Below are 17,378 nucleotides of genomic sequence, written 5' to 3'. Positions count from 1 at the left end.
ATGGACGGCTGATGTGCGACAACTATCGCCACAGCGCCCCTGACACGAGGTTTTTTTAGTTATGTCTACCACCACTTCTCTGAGAATCGCTAAATTTGGCGGCACCAGCGTAGCCGATTTCGACGCCATGAACCGCAGTGCGGATATTGTGTTGGCCGATCCTGCGGTGCGCGTTGTCGTGCTTTCCGCCTCTGCCGGCATCACTAATCTGCTGGTTGCCTTAGCGGAAGGCGTGGCGCAAGAACAGCGCGATGCCCATCTGGCAAAAATTCGTCACATCCAATATGCCATTATCGATCGTCTGAGCCATCCGCACGTGATCCGTGAAGAGATCGATCGCATGCTGGAAAACGTGTCGCGCCTCTCTGAAGCCGCAGCGCTCGCCACTTCTAACGCCTTGACCGATGAGTTGGTCAGCCACGGCGAATTGATGTCAACGCTGCTGTTCGTTGAGATCCTGCGCGAACGCCACATCAGCGCCGAATGGTTCGATGTGCGTAAAATCATGCGTACCAACGATCGCTTTGGCCGCGCAGAGCCGGATTGCGACACGCTGGGTGCATTGACGCGCAGCCAGTTGCAGCCGCGTCTGGCAGAAAGCCTGATCATTACTCAAGGGTTTATCGGCAGTGAGGCCAAAGGGCGCACCACGACGCTGGGCCGCGGCGGCAGCGATTACACCGCCGCGCTGCTGGGCGAAGCCTTGAACGTTGACCGCATCGATATCTGGACTGACGTTCCCGGCATCTACACGACCGATCCTCGCGTGGTGCCTACGGCGCACCGTATCGACCAGATCACCTTTGAAGAAGCGGCGGAAATGGCGACGTTTGGCGCCAAGGTGCTACACCCCGCTACGCTGTTACCCGCCGTGCGCAGCGATATTCCGGTGTTCGTGGGCTCCAGCAAGGACCCGTCTGCTGGTGGCACCCTGGTGTGCAATAAGACAGAAAATCCGCCGCTGTTCCGCGCACTGGCACTGCGCCGTAAACAAACGCTGCTCACCTTGCATAGCCTGAACATGCTGCATGCACGCGGCTTTCTGGCAGAGGTGTTCAGCATTCTGGCACGCCACAATATTTCGGTGGATCTGATAACGACCTCGGAAGTGAACGTTGCGCTGACGCTGGACACCACCGGTTCCACCTCTGCGGGTGACGGCCTGCTCTCCAGCGCCATGCTGACCGAGCTCTCTTCCCTGTGCCGCGTCGAAGTGGAAGAAAACCTGTCGCTGGTCGCGCTGATCGGCAATCAGCTTTCTCAGGCATGCGGCGTCGGCAAAGAGGTGTTTGGCGTGCTGGATCCGTTTAACATTCGCCTGATTTGCTACGGCGCCAGCAGTCATAACCTGTGTTTCCTGGTGCCAGGCAACGACGCGGAGCGCGTGGTGCAGACGCTGCACCACAGCCTGTTTGAATAACGCCCTGCCATTGCACCCAAAAAACCGGCGCTTTAGCCGGTTTTTTTATCTGGCCCCTCATCGTGATAAGGATAGACATTTCATGCTCGCTATACTGACTCGGCTGTTTCCGTTATGGGCCGTTTTACTCTCCGTGGCGGCCTATGCCTCACCAGACACCTTTACCGGCATCAGCCCCCATATCAGCACGCTGCTAATGCTCATCATGTTCGCCATGGGCGTGACCCTGCATATCGGGGATTTTAAGCGGGTGCTGACGCGTCCTGCTCCGGTTGCCGCCGGGATATTCCTTCACTACCTGGTGATGCCGCTCGCCGCCTGGGTGTTGGCGCGTGCGTTTAACATGCCGCCTGACCTCTCGGCAGGTATGGTGCTGGTGGGCAGCGTTGCCAGCGGCACGGCATCAAACGTGATGATCTACCTGTCTAAAGGCGATGTCGCCCTGTCAGTCACCATTTCATCCATCTCGACGCTGGTTGGCGTGTTTGCCACACCGCTGCTGACCCGATTGTATGTGGATGCCGCCATCAGCGTGGACGTGATGGGCATGTTGCTCAGCATCCTAAAGATCGTGGTGATCCCGATCGGCGCAGGTTTGATTGTTCACCACCTGTTCAGCGGTGTGGTAAAGCGCATCGAGCCCTATCTGCCAATGCTGTCGATGGTGTTTATTCTGGCGATTATCAGCGCCGTGGTCGCAGGCAGCCAGAGCCATATCGCATCCGTCGGTTTTATGGTGATCATTGCCGTTATCCTGCACAACGGCATTGGCTTACTGGGCGGGTATTGGGGGGGCAGACTGTTCGGCTTTGACGAGTCTACCTGCCGCACGTTGGCTATCGAAGTCGGCATGCAAAACTCCGGCCTTGCCGCCACGCTGGGCAAGATGTACTTCTCGCCGCTCGCCGCCCTGCCCGGCGCGCTGTTCTCGGTTTGGCATAACCTTTCCGGCTCGCTGCTGGCGGGCTACTGGTCAGGAAAAGCGTTGGAAAAAGAGAAGCAGTAACCCGTCGCCCCACCGGCGCGCGAAAGCGCGTCGGTGGGGATGTTAAATAAATGAGGGAAATCATTTACGCACCGGTTAACGAGAGCCTGTTCAGGCATATTGCGCTTTTTTTACTCACCCCGCACGATACCTGGCTTTGTCATACTTTGTCACACTTAAATCGTGACGTACTTCACATAATTATTTAACTAACAATATTTATAAAAACCGCTTCAAATCAATAAGCGTGTCATTTTCATCCCGCGTTTTATCGCAGTGCGGCTATGATCGCTGATAACCCTGTAACCCATAGGGATTACGCTGACTACCGCTCCCCGCTTCAGACACCTATCAAGTTGTAAGGAAAACGGATGAAGACCAAAACGTCGTACGGCCTGAACTGGCTTGCTTTGGCGATTATTCTGCTTATCGCCGCTTTTTTCTGGCACCTGTCCCCCCCCACCGGCCTCAGCGCGCCCGCCTGGCACTCTGCCGTGATTTTTGTCGCCACCATCGTCTCCATTGTGGCTAACGTGCTGCCCATTGGTGCCATCGGCATCATCAGTATGACGCTGTTTGCACTGACGGCCGCCGCAGGCGATACCAGCGCCAGCGGCGCTATCCAAACCGCATTGAGCGATCTGAACAGCTCCCTGATTTGGCTGATCGTCGTGGCATTTATGATCGCGCGCGGTTTTATCAAAACCGGGCTGGGCCGACGCATCGCATTGCAGATGATTCGCCTGCAGGGGAAGAGAACGCTGGTGCTGGCCTACGGCCTGGCCTTTGCCGATCTGGTGTTATCCCCCGCCATGCCAAGCAATACGGCACGCTGCGGCGGCGTGATCTACCCGATTGCTGACTCACTGGCGCGCAGTTTCGACTCCAAGCCGGAAGATGCCTCGCGCAGTAAGATCGGGACATTTCTGGTGGTCTGCATCGGCAACGTCAACGACATTACCGCCGCGCTGTTTATGACCGCCTATACCGGCAACCTGCTGGCGGTAAAACTGGCTGCCAATGCCGGCGTGCACATTACCTGGGGCAGTTGGTTTCTGGCCGCCGTGGTGCCGTGCATGATCTCCCTGATGATTGTTCCACCGCTGGTGCTGTGGCTGACAAAACCGGAAATCCGCCACACGCCTGATGCGCCTAAACTGGCGATAAGCGAACTGGAAAAAATGGGACCGATGGCGCGTGGTGAATGGCTGATGGCCTTTACCGTGCTACTGCTGTTGGTACTGTGGATTTTTGGCGATACGCTGGGCGTAGACGCGACCACGGCGTCCTTTGTGGGCCTCTCTTTCCTGCTGTTAAGCGGTGTGCTGCGCTGGGAGGACATCAAAAGCGAAAAAGGGGCCTGGGATACGTTGATCTGGTTCGCAGCACTGTTGATGATGGCCAACCAGCTTAAAAAGTTGGGCTTCACCACCTGGTTTGGCGATCTGATTGGCGGCAGCGTCGGTCATTTGATGGCCGGAACCAGTTGGGTGCTGGTATTACTGCTGCTAAACGCCGCCTACTTTTATACCCACTATTTCTTTGCCAGCGGCAATGCGCAGATTGCTGCGCTCTATGCCGTATTTCTCAGCGTGGGGATTAATCTCGGTATTCCGCCTGTGCCGATGGCGTTGATGCTGGCATTCACCAGCAGCCTGTACTGCTCTCTGACACAATATACCCACGCGCGCGGCCCGATACTGTTCGGCGCAGGTTATGTGCCTACCGCCGTGTGGTGGCGCTCCGGGTTTATTATCAGTCTGGTGAATCAGGCGGTATTTATGACCGCGGGCTTACTGTGGTGGAAAGTCGTCGGGCTTTATTAGTTGCATGGTATCCCTGTCACATGGCGTGGCAGGGAACATCCCTGGCACGGTGCTATAGCTCACCGCGTAATATTGAATCGCATTCCTGTTGGTTGAGTTCACCCCGGCTACCCGCCACATCGAACACCACCTCGCCACTGGGATGAACCATTAAGCCCAGAGCCCCCGCTATCATCGTTTCGGTTCCCGGCAGAGTGAGCAGCTCTTGTAGCGGTTTGTGCTCCTCAGCATCTTCCTGGTGAATGCTCATGTAAAGCGAAATATTGGAGGCGCAATCGATGCCTCCAACGAAAATAACCTTCCCGCCGTCAACCAACTCTGACTTGAGTTTCGGTAACCATCGGCTGACGAGATCAGGTTGGCGATCGCTCTCTGAGGTTATCCCGCAAAACATATTTCCACCGGTGATGTGCAGCAGTGTGCGCTGTTGATACCACCTTCCATTCCATTTCGAAAGCACTGCCAACGCGCAACAATGGGTCAGTCTGTGAGTGTGTAATACGGACGTTCTGTCCGTGGCACATCTCACATTGCCCATTTCAACATTGATGCAGTTTTCAGTGTGCCGATAATAATGGGGCGTATCGTTAATTGAGGTTACATTCATGGAATTCCGTTTTATTTTCAGTCACTTTGAAAAAGCGGAATAAAATATCACGATATAGGGACTATAGGCGTTATCACCCCAAAAAAGCGCGGAATTAGCAACTCCCCCGACGGACGTCGGGGGAGGAAAGCGGTCAGAAAGCGTAGGACAGGCTGCCGACTACGCTGCGCTCTGCGCCAAAGTAGCAGTAATCCAGTGAGTTACAGTCACCAACATAGCGTTTGTCCGTCAGGTTATTAACGTTCAACTGCGCGCTCAGCCCCTTCAAGCCAACCTTGGAGAGGTCATAGCCCACCGCCATATCCACCAGCGTGTAAGACGGCAAGGTATGGGTGTTAGCACGATCGCTCACCACGCCGTTCACATAGCGCACGCCACTTCCCAGCGTTAAGCCATCCAATAGGCCGCTTGTGACGTCATAGCTCACCCAGGCACTGAGCTGGTTGCGCGGCGCATACACGGCGCGCTGACCTTGCTCGCTGGCGATGCCGCTCTTCTTGTAGCGAATGTCGTTATAGCTGTAGGCCGCCTGAACGCTCAGGTTATCAGTGATATGGGTTAAGGCTTCCAGTTCTACCCCTTCCGATTCAATCTCACCAATGGCCCGGTAGGGATCGCTCGGCTGGGTTTTCGTCGCCACGTTGGTCTGGTTGATACGATACAGGGAGACGCTGTATTGATCCTGCGTGCCGACGGGTTGATATTTCAGCCCGGTTTCCCACTGTTTACCTTCCATCGGTTTGAGCAGGTCACCGCTGGCATCGGTAAAGTTGGTGGGCGTAAATGCCGTAGAGTAGCTGACGTAAGGTGCAACACCGTTATCAAACAGGTAAAGCAGCGCCGCGCGTTTGCTGAAGTGGCCTTGGTCCAGTTCGCTACGCGCCGCGGTACTTTGGTTGGTGCTTGAGATTTTAACCGTGTCATAACGGCCACCCAGCGTCAGACGCCAGCGCTCCAACGAAACCTGATCCTGCATGTAAAAGCCGGTTTGTTGCAGCTTGTGCCTTTCACGGGTAGGTGCATACCAGGCCAGCGCGCCCGCACCGTACACCGGATTGAAGGCATTGAGGTTAGGGAAAAGTCCTGTCGGCCAGTTGACGTCATTTTGACGCTGCTGATAATCCATCCCCACTAACACCCGGTGATTCAGCACGCCAGTATCAATGCTGCCATCCAACTGGTTATCCAGGGTCCAGGCCTTGAGTTTTTCACGCGCGCCCTGGTAGTAGCGGATCAGCTCATCGCTATTTCCCGACCAACCGTAACCGTAGACCTGATCCAGATGCACCCTGCTTTGCAGATAACGCACTTTTTGGCGCACCGACCAGCCGCTGTCAAAATTGTGCTCAATGTTGTAGCCGACCATATTCTGGCGACGATCGTATTTCTCGACGTTCTTCTCGCCATCGTAGAAGCCGTTTGAGATATAGCGACCGTTGTGCGGTACCACCGAACCTTCATACGGTACACCCGAGTGGCTGCCCCCTTCTGGATCGCGGTGCAGATACGCCATCAGATCCAGGCGGGTTTTATCGCTGATGCGCCAGGTCAAACTGGGCATCAAGGCGTAGCGCTCTTCTTTGGTGGTGAACTGCGTATCTGCTTTGCGTACGATCCCGCCGAGGCGGAATGCCACGCGGTCGTCATCGTCCAGCGGGCCGGTCAGATCAAAGGCAGCACCGCGCTGTGCATTGTTCCCCGCGAACAGTTTGATTTGTCCGCTTTGCTCAAAGGCCGGGCGGCGAGAACTCAGCTCCACAATGCCCCCCGGAGAGGCGCGCCCGTACAGCACTGAGGCCGGGCCACGCACCACTTCCATACTTTCAAGGAACCAGGGGTCCACCACCAGCGAGCTGTGTGAGTTGGTGTCTCCCATGATTTTCAGCCCGTCGAGGAACACGTTATCCAGGCTACCGTCCGAAAAACCGCGCATCACGATGTAGTCAAAGCGGTTGGTGCCGCCCACCTGATTATTGTAGACACCCGGGGTATAGCCCAGCGCCTGACGCACATTGGTGGCCCCCTGCTGTAGCATCTGTTCGCGCGTAATAATTGATACAGACTGCGGCGTTTCAATATCGGGCGTTGCCAGCTTGGTGGCACCGCTCTGCACCTGAGAGCTGACAATCAGCGTATCCGGTTTGTTCGTTGCTGAATTGTCCGTTGCTGAATTACCGTTATCCTGCGCGAGAGCGCTTCCGGCAAACCCGCTTGCCAGATAGCCGACCATCAGCGCTAACTGTGTTTTTCTCAACATGCCCTTCTCCGCCTCACCTGTACTTGTAAATGCGAATTATTACCGTTTTCATGCGTGAGCTAGCTATGCGCGCTAACGGGTTACGTATGCGCAATGACAAAGGTGCACGCGACGGGGAACCTCGAGTGGAATAAACCAGACTTAGCCGCTATGCGCGTCGCTGGGAGAACTGGGAGAAAGGAACATCGCTGGGCGCGATGCCATAGTGGCGTCGAAACGCGGTAGCCAGATTGGTGGCGTGCTGGTATCCCGACATCCAGGCAGCCTGCTGGACCGGATGGCCCTGTTCCAGCAAACGGTAAGCCAGCGCCAATCGGCTGTTACGCAGGAAATCAAATACCGAGATACCGTAGGCGTGCCGGAACTTATTGCGCAGGCTGGTCGGACTCATGGCGACCTGTTGTGCTAACGCCGTCAGGGTGTAGGGCTTTTCCGGGTGCAGTTGAAGCTGATCGCGCAACGCATCCAGCCGCCGCCGCTCACTGGGTGGTGCGGTCATACGCCCTTGCTGACCCACGGGATCAAGCGCCAGGCCATGACCCAGCAGTTGCAGCATCGCGCCTTCCAGCATCAACTGGCGCGCCAGGCTCTCACTCGACGGGGATAACGCCTGCTGCAAGCCGGCCAGCAGGTAATCGGGCACCGGCCATACAAAGGCTGCGTTCTCACGGCATTCCCACTGACGCAGTAGCGCGGCAAGCAGCGGGGGGAGTTGCAACTGGCCGGGATGGATGCCCAACGCCAAGGTGCGCAACGGATGATCGACCGCGTGACGCACATGCATCACCTCCTGCTCCCCAAGACGGGTACTGAAGGCCATGCCCGCTCGCACCACAAATTCCCGCTGGTTCACCCGCAGATTGATACACCCGCCCAGCACCACCAGCGTGTAGAGCGGTGAACCTTGCAACGACGTAGACTCATAGGGTTGCATCACGCGCACATCGGAACTTGTCAGGCTGATGCCAGAAGAGAGAACCATCTCTTCCACATGGCCTTGAACCACCACGCGCTGCGCTTTGCGCCGATCGCGGCTGGAGACCAGCTCAGGGAAGCGGTAGTCGATCCCGTAGCGTTCGCCAAAGGCAAAGAAGTCATCAACGGAAAACTGGCGTTCGGACAGCGAGGGGGAGTAGGCGTTCATTATCGTCAGTGGTCCACCGTCAGGCCAGCGCGGCTGGGGAAATGGTCGAGGGGGAATACCACAGGCTTTACCTTAACACTTGCAGAAAACCGCTTCAACAAAGATGATAACAATTCTCATTAAATAATATATACCCTACATAATTCGAGTTGCAGGACAAAACGTTCGCGTTTTGAACAGCGCTTGCGCTGGCCCTTTAGGGCGAGACTCATTTATGAGTCTCGTAACGCGGCGACGCAGTGAACCCCCAGGAGCATAATCAAGAATGTGACTGGGGTGAGCGAGGAAAGTCAACGCACCTGCAACGTGAAGTATGACGGGTTTAACACGTGGATCGCTGTGGGCGTCAAGGTATTAGATAGGCTTTGTTGAATAAATCAGAACTTGTGACTACAGCTCCCCTAGCAGATCGATTGTTATGCGATCCGGATGCTGTTCGGCATGCCTAACAGCGTCATTTTGTTAAGCGCTTTGACCATCGCCATTGCCTCACCTACCTGCGCATCATAGTCACGTAGACTTAGATGATCGCCCAGAAGCGTTTTGAACCGGAATATCGCTGTTTCAGCCACTGAGCGTCTATGATAGCCCACTTTCTTTTTCCAGACATCGTTACTGCCGCTTAGACGCTGATCCGCAACCGCGTGATTACGCTCATGGTATCGGTCTGGCCAATATTGCGAACCACGTCGTGGAGGAATAAGAGGCCTTATCCTCTTCCTCAGCAGCACATCATGACAGTAGCGGGTATCGTAAGCGCCGTCAGCCGACGCTTCCCTGATTTTCCGGTGGGTCTGGTTTATCAGGCCCGGTAGAGCCTGAGCATCAGTCGTGCCGCTGAGTGACAAATCAGCACAGATAATTTCATGCGTCACACTGTCTGTGGCCAGATGCAGCTTACGCCACACCCGCCGTCTTTCTGCACCATGCTGCCGGACTTTCCATTCGCCTTCGCCAAAGACCTTCAGGCCGGTTGCGTCAATGACCAGATGGGAGATTTCACCACGGGTCGGCGTTTTTATGCTGATTTTAACGGTCTTTGCTCGCTTGCTGAGCAGCGAGTAGTCTGGGCATCTTAGCGGCAGCCCCATCAGTTTAAAAATGGAGTCAACGAAGCCCTGTAAAGCCCTTAGCGAAAGGCCAAACACGCGTTTCATCATCAGAACAGTGGTGATAGCCATATCTGAGTAGTGACGCGGCCGGCCACGCCGTTCAGGCGTTGTTTTCTCCGTCCATGCAGAAACGGACGACTCATCCAGCCATATTGTCAGAGACCCGCGCAGCTTGAGAGCTTTGTTGTACGTAGACCAGTTGGTGATTTTAAATTTTTGCTTTGCCATGGGGTGCAGATGTTGAAATGACGGTAGTGATCTGAGCAGATGCTCACCTAAAAGTTCTATTTATTCAACAAAGCCTATTAGATACGCAAAACCGGAACGTAGTGCATACCCTATTTAGCACTGGTGAAAAAAAAACCATCATTGTACAATGATGGGGTGCAAAGAGGAGAACATGATGAGAACGATCAGTTACAGTGAAGCCCGCCAGAATTTATCAGCAACGATGATGAAAACGGTGGAAGATCACGCCCCCATATTGATTACCCGGCAAAACGGTGAGGCGTGTGTTCTCATGTCCCTGGAAGAGTACAACTCTCTGGAAGAAACCGCCTATCTGTTACGCTCGCCGGCAAATGCCAAAAGGCTTATGAACGCCATAGAAAGTTTGAAAGCCGGTGAAGGGACAGAAAAGGGCATCATCGAATGAAGTCAACGTGGTCTGAAGAAGCATGGGAGGATTATCTGTACTGGCAGGATACAGATAATCGCATGGTTAAGAAGATCAACGCACTCATTAAAGATGTTTTGAGAACGCCTTTTGAGGGTAAGGGTAAACCTGAGCCCTTGAAACACAATTTGTCCGGTTTTTGGTCCCGGCGCATCACCGAAGAGCATCGTCTGGTTTATGCCATTGCAGAGGGTGCCATTCTTATAGCCGCCTGCCGCTACCACTATTGAAGTCATCGCTTGGGACGTCGTCCCACGGTCAGCAAACCGTCAGTTTGCTGACCGTGAAGCACCTATCCCATCGTATTAATCCGCATCATACCCCAGATTGGGGGCTAGCCAGCGTTCGACATCGGCCACCGACATGCCTTTACGCGCGGCGTAATCTTCGACCTGATCGCGCTGAATCTGCGCTACGGCGTAATATTTGCTTTCCGGGTGACTGAAATACCAGCCCGAGACCGAGGCCCCCGGCCACATGGCGTAAGATTCTGTCAGTTTCATACCCGTGTGCTTTTCTACATCAAGCAGTTGCCAGATTTGCGCTTTTTCCGTGTGATCCGGACAGGCGGGATAGCCCGGTGCCGGACGAATACCCTGATAATTCTCACGAATTAGCTCTTCGTTGCTGAGATTTTCATTAGCGGCATAGCCCCAATACACCTTACGTACCCGCTCATGCAGGTATTCCGCAAACGCCTCCGCCAGACGATCTGACAGCGCTTTCACCATGATCTTGTTGTAATCATCGTGCTGCGCTTCCCAGGCCTCTGCCAGTGCGTCTTCCTCCAAGCCCCCGGTGACGGCAAACGCGCCAAGATAGTCCGGCTTACCGCAGGTTTTTGGCGCCACAAAATCCGCCAGACAGTAGTTAGGGAAATCGGTTTTTTCCGTTTGCTGACGTAAGTGGTGCGTCACCAACAGCACCTCATCGCGGCGCTCATCAGTATACACCTCAACATCATCCCCGACCCGATTCGCGGGGAACAATCCCACCACGCCGCGCGGGATCAGCGTTCCCTGTTCACTCAGGGTATCAAGCATGGCGTTCGCATCGGCAAACAGGCGCTTGGCCTCTTCACCCACCACATCATCTTCCAGAATGCGCGGATACTTACCCGCCAGCGACCAGGTCATAAAGAACGGCGTCCAGTCGATATAGTTGCGCAAGGTTTCAATGCTGGCGGTGACGGCCTGCACACCAACGCGGTGCGCGACCGGCGGCGTGTAGTCATCCCAATCAAGCTGATGGTGGTTAGCGCGTGCTGCCGCCAGCGTCACCGGTGGCGTACGCGGTTTCTTGCGTCCGTGCTGAATGCGCACGGTTTCATACTCTTTGCGGGTACGCGCGACAAACTCATCGCGCTGGCTCTCCGACAGTAGCGCCGACACCACCCCGACGGAGCGCGAGGCGTTCTGCACATACACCGTCGCACCGCTGTAATTCTGTTCGATCTTCACCGCCGTGTGCGCTTTGGAGGTGGTCGCACCGCCAATCAGCAGCGGCAGCGTGAAGCCCTGCCGCTCCATCTCTTTCGCCACGTTGACCATTTCATCCAGCGACGGGGTGATCAGCCCAGACAGGCCGATAATATCGACGCGCTCTTCGCGGGAGGTCTTCAGGATTTTCTCGGTCGGCACCATCACGCCCAGATCGATAATTTCGTAGTTGTTGCACTGCAACACCACGCCAACGATGTTTTTGCCGATGTCGTGTACATCGCCTTTCACCGTTGCCAGCAAAATTTTGCCTGCGCTGCTGCCTTTGGCCTTACTCGCCTCAATATAGGGTTGCAGGTAGGCCACCGCTTGCTTCATCACGCGCGCGGACTTCACCACCTGCGGCAGGAACATTTTCCCGGCACCAAACAGATCGCCTACCACGTTCATGCCGTCCATCAGCGGCCCCTCAATCACTTCGATGGGGCGAGAGGCCTCCTGACGCGCTTCCTCGGTATCCAGTTCAATAAATTCGGTAATGCCTTTAACCAGCGCGTATTCCAACCGTTTTTTCACCGGCCAGCCGCGCCATTCCGCCTGGGTTTTATTGCTCTCATCGTCGGTTTTGCTGCCGCGATAGCGCTCTGCCATCTCCAGCAGTCGCTCGGTGCCATCGACACGGCGGTTGAGCACCACATCCTCTACGGCATCGCGCAGTTCGGCGGGCAAATCGTCATAGATCGCCAACTGGCCGGCGTTGACGATCCCCATGTCCATCCCGTTGCGAATGGCATGATAGAGGAACACCGCGTGAATCGCTTCGCGCACCGGTTCGTTACCGCGAAAGGAGAACGATACGTTCGAGACGCCGCCGGAGATCATCGCGTGCGGCAACTGTTCCTTGATATCCGCGCAGGCTTCGATGAAGTCCACGGCATAGTTGTTGTGCTCTTCGATACCGGTGGCAACGGCAAAGATATTCGGGTCAAAGATGATGTCTTCCGGCGGGAAGCCAATCTCTTGCGTCAGGATCTGGTAGGCACGGCGACAGATCTCGATTTTGCGCGCGCGGGTATCCGCCTGCCCCACCTCATCGAACGCCATCACCACCATGGCAGCACCATAACGCCGCACCTGACGCGCGTGATCGATAAAGACGTCGAGCCCCTCTTTCATCGAGATGGAGTTCACGATGCCCTTGCCCTGAATGCACTTCAGCCCTTTTTCAATCACCTCCCACTTGGAGGAGTCGATCATGATCGGTACGCGGGCGATATCCGGCTCACCGGCAATCAGATTAAGAAAGCGCACCATGGCTGCTTCGGCATCCAACATGCCTTCATCCATGTTGATGTCGATAATCTGTGCGCCGCTCTCCACCTGCTGGCGAGCCACATCCAGCGCTTCACCGTATTTTTCTTCTTTGATCAGGCGTTTGAAACGTGCCGAACCGGTTACGTTGGTCCGTTCGCCTACGTTAACAAACAGCGTTGCCGCATCAATGGTCAGCGGCTCCAGCCCGGCAAGGCGGCACGCCACCGGGATATCCGGCAGCGGGCGCGGCGCAACCCCGTCAACCACCTGGGCAAGGGCGGCAATGTGTTGCGGCGTGGTGCCGCAGCAGCCGCCAACGATATTGAGGAATCCGGCACGCGCCCATTCCCCAATGTGCACCGCAATGTCGGCGGCATCGAGATCGTATTCGCCGAACGCATTCGGCAAACCCGCGTTAGGGTGAGCGGAAACATAGCACTCGGCAACGCGAGACAGTTCCGCCACGTATTGACGCAGCTCATCCGGCCCGAGCGCACAGTTCAAGCCAAAAGAGAGCGGACGCGCATGGCGCAGCGAGTTGTAAAACGCTTCCGTGGTTTGCCCTGACAGGGTACGGCCCGAAGCATCGGTAATGGTGCCTGAGATCATCACCGGCAATTCAATGCCGAGCGCTTCGAATTCGGTTTCTACTGCATACACCGCAGCTTTGGCGTTCAGGGTATCAAAGATGGTTTCGATCATGATGATATCGACACCGCCCTCAACCAACGCCCGGGTTGATTCTCGGTAGGCATCGACCAATTGATCGAAACTGATATTACGGTAAGCGGGGTCGTTTACATCCGGTGAGATGGAGGCCGTGCGGTTGGTTGGACCCAATACCCCTGCCACGTAGCGCGGTTTGGCCGGGTTTTGCGCCGTCCATTTGTCCGCACTGGCGCGGGCCAGACGCGCCGCCACCAGGTTGATCTCCGCCGACAGCGAAGCCATGTCGTAATCGGCCATCGCGATCGGCGTGGCGTTAAAGGTGTTGGTTTCGATGATATCCGCGCCAGCCTCAAAATAGGCATCGTGGATCGCCGCAATAATTGCAGGTTGAGTGATCACCAGCAGGTCATTGTTGCCTTTCAGGTCGCTGTGCCAATCGGCAAAGCGTTCACCGCGATAGTCAGCTTCCTGCAACCGGTAGCCTTGGATCATGGTGCCCATACCGCCGTCCAGCACCAAAATGCGTTGCGCCAGTTGTTCGCGCAATGCCGTCACCCGATTCACCGCCGTTACCTGTTTTTGCTCTGACACCCTAACCCCACCGAACTTGTTAGTCTTATTCACATTATGATTGCCTATCGTAACAATCTGCCCGTTCCGCGTCACATGAGAGTTTTTCAGTCTTTCCCCCCTTTTTTGCGCCTTTCGCTACTAACCTGCCTGAAACCTAAAGAATAGTTGCAATCCTTGAGGAAAAAATGAAAACTAATTCCACCATACAGAAAGGAGCCGAAATATGACGCCACCGGAGCCCACCAAACGCGGCAAAAAACCACGGGGTGCAGTCAGCACCAACGTACAGGCGACAGGCCAGGTACAGTCGCTGACGCGCGGGTTAACGCTGCTGGAACTGATCGCCCACGCCAACGGCAGCGTGGCGCTTACCGATCTGGCGCAGCAGGCGGGTTTGCCCAACTCCACTACCCACCGTTTATTGACCACCATGCAGCAGCAGGGCTTTGTGCGTCAGGTGGGTGATTTAGGGTTCTGGACCATCGGCTCCCATGCTTTTATCGTCGGCAGCAGTTTTCTGCAAAGCCGTAACCTGCTGGCCATGGTGCACCCCATGCTGCGCAAGCTGATGGAAGCGTCGGGCGAAACCGTCAATCTGGCGGTGTTGGACAACAGCGATCACCAGGCGATTATTATCGACCAGGTGCAGTGCACTGCGCTGATGCGCATGTCTGCGCCGATTGGTGGAAAGCTGCCGATGCACGCCTCCGGCGCGGGGAAAGCCTTTCTGGCAAACCTGAGCGACGATCAGGTCGGCAGCCTGCTGCATCGCAAAGGGTTACATGCTTATACCCACGCCACGCTGGTTTCACCGGTGCACCTGAAAGAAGATTTGGCGCAAATCCGCCGACGCGGCTACTCCTTTGACGATGAAGAACACGCGCTCGGGCTACGCTGCATCGCGGCTTGTCTGTTCGACGAGCACCGTGAACCGTTTGCCGCCATCTCCATCTCCGGCCCGATCTCCCGCATCACGGACGATCGCGTGACCGAGCTCGGGGCGTTAGTGATTAGCGCCGCCAAAGAGGTGACGCTGGCGTATGGTGGAACTCGTTAATATTTCTGCAAACTTGGCTATAATGTGCGCTCTCGACCTCACTTCACGAGCACTCAATTATGGAAAAGGACATCCAGGATCGCCGTCCGATTCGGGCGCGCGAGACACGCTGGGCAACGGCGGCGGCACGCTATTTACGTCGTAAAGGCTATACGCCCAATACAATCTCACTCTTTAGTATTCTGTTCGCCGCCCTTGGCGCGCTCTGTTTTCTCATCGTGTGGCGCTGTGACAACGAATTCCTGCAACGGGGCCTGTTGATCGCCGGCGCGCTGGGTATTCAGGGCCGTTTACTGTGTAACCTGCTTGACGGCATGGTCGCCGTTGAAGGGGGCATGCGCAGTCCGGCGGGGGCGGTGTATAACGAGCTGCCCGACCGCGTATCCGATACCTTGCTGCTGCTGGGCGTTGGCTACGGCATACTGCAACTCCCTTACGCACCACTGCTGGGCTGGGGCGCGGCACTGCTGGCGCTGGCAACCGCGTATATTCGCCTGCTGGGCGGCACCTGTGGATTGGCACAGCGCTTCAGCGGCCCCATGGCGAAACAGCACCGTATGGCGCTGCTCACCGTCGGTGCCGTGGTGGCCGCGATAGTGCCACAGTGGGGCCAGTTGATTTTTACCCTGATCCTTGCCGCGATACTGCTGGGTGCCGGGGCAACCTGCATCCATCGTACTCGCCAGATTATCCGCGACCTGTCCTCAGGAGAACCGTCATGACATTCAGCCCCGACAAAACGCTGGTACGTGCGCTGCTGGTTACCGTCTGTCGCTTACTGACGGGTATCAAGGCACGCTGGCGCGCCACCCCGCAGGTAGACCAGCCGACCATTTATTACGCGAATCACAGCAGCCATCTTGATGGTTTGGTGATCTGGGCCAGCCTGCCCGCCACGATGCGCGAGCGGGTCCACCCTGTCGCCGCCGCCGATTACTGGCAAAAATCGGCACTGCGCCGCTATCTCTCTGCGCGCATCTTCGGTGCCGTGCTGATTGAGCGTAAACGCAAATCCGGGGCGCCGTTCTCCAGTGACGATCTGTTGGCCCCGCTGGTAACGGTGCTGGAAAAGCAGGAATCACTGATATTCTTCCCCGAAGGCACTCGCGGTGGCGGGGACGAATTAGGCGAATTCAAAAGCGGACTGTTCCACCTGCTGCAACGTTACCCCGATGCGCGTCTGGTGCCGGTATGGTTGGAAAACCTGAATCGCGTGCTGCCAAAAGGTTCAAGGTTGGTCGTTCCCATTATTTGTAGCGCCACCTTCGGCGAGGCGATTACTGGTCCTGAGCCGGATGAAACCAAAATCGAGTTTCTGAACCGGGCGAAACAGGCGCTGGAGGCGCTGTCACATGCGTAAAGTCGACAATGAATTACTCCTGCTGTTAGGCGGTTTGTTTATTCTGCTGATGATTGCCAGCCTGATTGGGTTCGTGCTCTCGCGCCGCAAGCAAAACGACACCATTGCCAACCTCAACGCCAGAATCCGCGCCTGGTGGGTGATGTGTACCATCTCGGTCATCGCCATGCTGGTAGGCCCGATAGGCTCCGTGGTGCTGTTTGCGCTGATGTCGTTTTACGCACTGCGCGAATGCGTGACGTTGACACCCACACGTCGGGGCGATCATGAAGCCTTGTTCTGGTGTTTCTTTATCATCCTGCCGCTGCAATATCTGCTGGTAGGGATCGAATGGTACAATCTGTTTGTCATTTTCATTCCGGTGTATGCCTTTCTGTTTATTCCCGCCCGCGTGGCGCTGGCGAGCGATACCACGCACTTCCTTGAACGCTGTGCCAAGATCCAGTGGAGCCTGATGATCGCCGTCTACTGCGTCAGCCATGCCCCGGCACTCTTGATGATCACCATTCCCGGCTTTGAGGGTGAGAACATCAAGCTGGTACTGTTCATGATGATTGTGGTGCAGATTTCGGATGTATTGCAGTACGTGTTCGGCAAGCTGTGGGGCAAGCGCGCTATTGTGCCCAAGCTGAGCCCGAATAAAACGGTGGAAGGGTTTGTCGGCGGTATTCTCAGCGCCAGCCTGATCGGTGCCGCGCTGTTCTGGGTTACCCCCTTTAGCCCGGTTGCCGCCTTCTTTATCTCGCTGTTGATCACGCTGTTGGGCTTTGCAGGCGGCTTATGCATGTCAGCCATCAAACGCGATCGCGGTGTGAAAGATTTTGGCGCCATGCTGGAAGGCCACGGCGGCATGATGGATCGTATCGATTCGCTGTGCTTCGCCGCCCCGGTGTTCTTCCACGTGGTGCGTTATTTCTATAGCTAAGCGCTATAGCCAGA

General features: G+C 56.0%; 14 protein-coding genes. 9 read left to right on the top strand and 5 right to left on the bottom strand.

Going from position 1 to position 17,378, the window contains the following annotated elements; genetic code table 11:
* Nucleotides 1–61 precede the first annotated feature (61 nt).
* The 3 genes from lysC (at nucleotide 62) to K6K13_RS04925 (ending at nucleotide 4,231) form a co-directional block, all read left to right on the top strand.
* Nucleotides 62–1,420: a lysine-sensitive aspartokinase 3 gene (gene lysC / locus K6K13_RS04935; protein ID WP_222159786.1), complete on the top strand. Its 1,359-nt coding sequence runs from the start codon at nucleotides 62–64 to the stop codon at nucleotides 1,418–1,420.
* An 82-nt stretch (nucleotides 1,421–1,502) separates the two neighbouring features.
* Entirely contained in the window at nucleotides 1,503–2,426 is a 924-nt protein-coding gene (panS, locus tag K6K13_RS04930; protein ID WP_222159785.1) for a ketopantoate/pantoate/pantothenate transporter PanS, read from the top strand.
* Nucleotides 2,427–2,776: 350 nt separating this feature from the next.
* Complete coding sequence (locus tag K6K13_RS04925) at nucleotides 2,777–4,231, top strand: DASS family sodium-coupled anion symporter (RefSeq protein ID WP_222159784.1); 1,455 nt, start codon at nucleotides 2,777–2,779, stop codon at nucleotides 4,229–4,231.
* Between the two features lie 52 nt (nucleotides 4,232–4,283).
* Here the strand turns inward: K6K13_RS04925 and K6K13_RS04920 are convergent, their stop codons facing one another.
* From K6K13_RS04920 to K6K13_RS04905, 4 genes are all read right to left on the bottom strand, one after another.
* Nucleotides 4,284–4,838 (bottom strand): hypothetical protein, encoded by a 555-nt coding sequence (locus tag K6K13_RS04920; protein ID WP_222159783.1) that lies wholly within the window; start codon nucleotides 4,836–4,838, stop codon nucleotides 4,284–4,286.
* A 133-nt stretch (nucleotides 4,839–4,971) separates the two neighbouring features.
* Entirely contained in the window at nucleotides 4,972–7,095 is a 2,124-nt protein-coding gene (locus tag K6K13_RS04915) for a TonB-dependent siderophore receptor (RefSeq protein WP_222159782.1), read from the bottom strand.
* A 148-nt stretch (nucleotides 7,096–7,243) separates the two neighbouring features.
* On the bottom strand, nucleotides 7,244–8,239 hold the full coding sequence (locus K6K13_RS04910) for a helix-turn-helix transcriptional regulator (RefSeq protein WP_252120423.1): 996 nt from the start codon (nucleotides 8,237–8,239) through the stop codon (nucleotides 7,244–7,246).
* Nucleotides 8,240–8,655: 416 nt separating this feature from the next.
* On the bottom strand, nucleotides 8,656–9,579 hold the full coding sequence (locus K6K13_RS04905; RefSeq protein WP_222157526.1) for an IS5 family transposase: 924 nt from the start codon (nucleotides 9,577–9,579) through the stop codon (nucleotides 8,656–8,658).
* A gap of 175 nt (nucleotides 9,580–9,754) precedes the next feature.
* Between K6K13_RS04905 and yefM the strand changes: the two genes are divergently transcribed.
* Together yefM and K6K13_RS04895 are read left to right on the top strand one after the other, a co-directional pair.
* A complete protein-coding gene (yefM, locus tag K6K13_RS04900) occupies nucleotides 9,755–10,006 on the top strand; it encodes a YoeB-YefM toxin-antitoxin system antitoxin YefM (RefSeq protein ID WP_195316128.1) in 252 nt (83 codons plus the stop codon).
* Entirely contained in the window at nucleotides 10,003–10,257 is a 255-nt protein-coding gene (locus K6K13_RS04895; RefSeq protein WP_222159781.1) for a Txe/YoeB family addiction module toxin, read from the top strand. Before yefM ends, K6K13_RS04895 begins: the two co-directional genes overlap by 4 nt.
* A gap of 75 nt (nucleotides 10,258–10,332) precedes the next feature.
* Here the strand turns inward: K6K13_RS04895 and metH are convergent, their stop codons facing one another.
* On the bottom strand, nucleotides 10,333–14,013 hold the full coding sequence (metH, locus tag K6K13_RS04890) for a methionine synthase (RefSeq protein WP_222160965.1): 3,681 nt from the start codon (nucleotides 14,011–14,013) through the stop codon (nucleotides 10,333–10,335).
* Between the two features lie 232 nt (nucleotides 14,014–14,245).
* Between metH and iclR the strand changes: the two genes are divergently transcribed.
* The 4 genes from iclR to K6K13_RS04870 are packed head-to-tail and all read left to right on the top strand — an operon-like array spanning nucleotide 14,246 to nucleotide 17,364.
* Nucleotides 14,246–15,079 (top strand): glyoxylate bypass operon transcriptional repressor IclR, encoded by an 834-nt coding sequence (gene iclR, locus K6K13_RS04885; RefSeq protein WP_222159780.1) that lies wholly within the window; start codon nucleotides 14,246–14,248, stop codon nucleotides 15,077–15,079.
* Between the two features lie 59 nt (nucleotides 15,080–15,138).
* The gene (locus K6K13_RS04880; protein WP_222159779.1) at nucleotides 15,139–15,801 is read left to right on the top strand and encodes a CDP-alcohol phosphatidyltransferase family protein; all 663 of its coding nucleotides are present in this window, start codon (nucleotides 15,139–15,141) and stop codon (nucleotides 15,799–15,801) included.
* Nucleotides 15,798–16,439 (top strand): lysophospholipid acyltransferase family protein, encoded by a 642-nt coding sequence (locus K6K13_RS04875; RefSeq protein WP_222159778.1) that lies wholly within the window; start codon nucleotides 15,798–15,800, stop codon nucleotides 16,437–16,439. Before K6K13_RS04880 ends, K6K13_RS04875 begins: the two co-directional genes overlap by 4 nt.
* Nucleotides 16,432–17,364: a phosphatidate cytidylyltransferase gene (locus K6K13_RS04870; protein WP_222159777.1), complete on the top strand. Its 933-nt coding sequence runs from the start codon at nucleotides 16,432–16,434 to the stop codon at nucleotides 17,362–17,364. Before K6K13_RS04875 ends, K6K13_RS04870 begins: the two co-directional genes overlap by 8 nt.
* The last annotated feature ends 14 nt before the right edge of the window (nucleotides 17,365–17,378 follow it).

It is taken from the genome of Symbiopectobacterium purcellii (genome assembly GCF_019797845.1).
Taxonomy (GTDB): domain Bacteria; phylum Pseudomonadota; class Gammaproteobacteria; order Enterobacterales; family Enterobacteriaceae; genus Symbiopectobacterium; species Symbiopectobacterium purcellii.
The sequence above is the reverse complement of the archived record's forward strand: the minus strand, read 5'-3'. Positions and strand labels throughout refer to the sequence as shown.

Coding starts and splice junctions, on each gene's coding strand:
- lysC (WP_222159786.1), top strand. CDS start 62: ATGTCTACCACCACTTCTCTGAGAATCGCTAAATTTGGCGGCACCAGC.
- panS (WP_222159785.1), top strand. CDS start 1,503: ATGCTCGCTATACTGACTCGGCTGTTTCCGTTATGGGCCGTTTTACTC.
- K6K13_RS04925 (WP_222159784.1), top strand. CDS start 2,777: ATGAAGACCAAAACGTCGTACGGCCTGAACTGGCTTGCTTTGGCGATT.
- K6K13_RS04920 (WP_222159783.1), bottom strand. CDS start 4,838: ATGAATGTAACCTCAATTAACGATACGCCCCATTATTATCGGCACACT.
- K6K13_RS04915 (WP_222159782.1), bottom strand. CDS start 7,095: ATGTTGAGAAAAACACAGTTAGCGCTGATGGTCGGCTATCTGGCAAGC.
- K6K13_RS04910 (WP_252120423.1), bottom strand. CDS start 8,239: ATGAACGCCTACTCCCCCTCGCTGTCCGAACGCCAGTTTTCCGTTGAT.
- K6K13_RS04905 (WP_222157526.1), bottom strand. CDS start 9,579: ATGGCAAAGCAAAAATTTAAAATCACCAACTGGTCTACGTACAACAAA.
- yefM (WP_195316128.1), top strand. CDS start 9,755: ATGAGAACGATCAGTTACAGTGAAGCCCGCCAGAATTTATCAGCAACG.
- K6K13_RS04895 (WP_222159781.1), top strand. CDS start 10,003: ATGAAGTCAACGTGGTCTGAAGAAGCATGGGAGGATTATCTGTACTGG.
- iclR (WP_222159780.1), top strand. CDS start 14,246: ATGACGCCACCGGAGCCCACCAAACGCGGCAAAAAACCACGGGGTGCA.
- K6K13_RS04880 (WP_222159779.1), top strand. CDS start 15,139: ATGGAAAAGGACATCCAGGATCGCCGTCCGATTCGGGCGCGCGAGACA.
- K6K13_RS04875 (WP_222159778.1), top strand. CDS start 15,798: ATGACATTCAGCCCCGACAAAACGCTGGTACGTGCGCTGCTGGTTACC.
- K6K13_RS04870 (WP_222159777.1), top strand. CDS start 16,432: ATGCGTAAAGTCGACAATGAATTACTCCTGCTGTTAGGCGGTTTGTTT.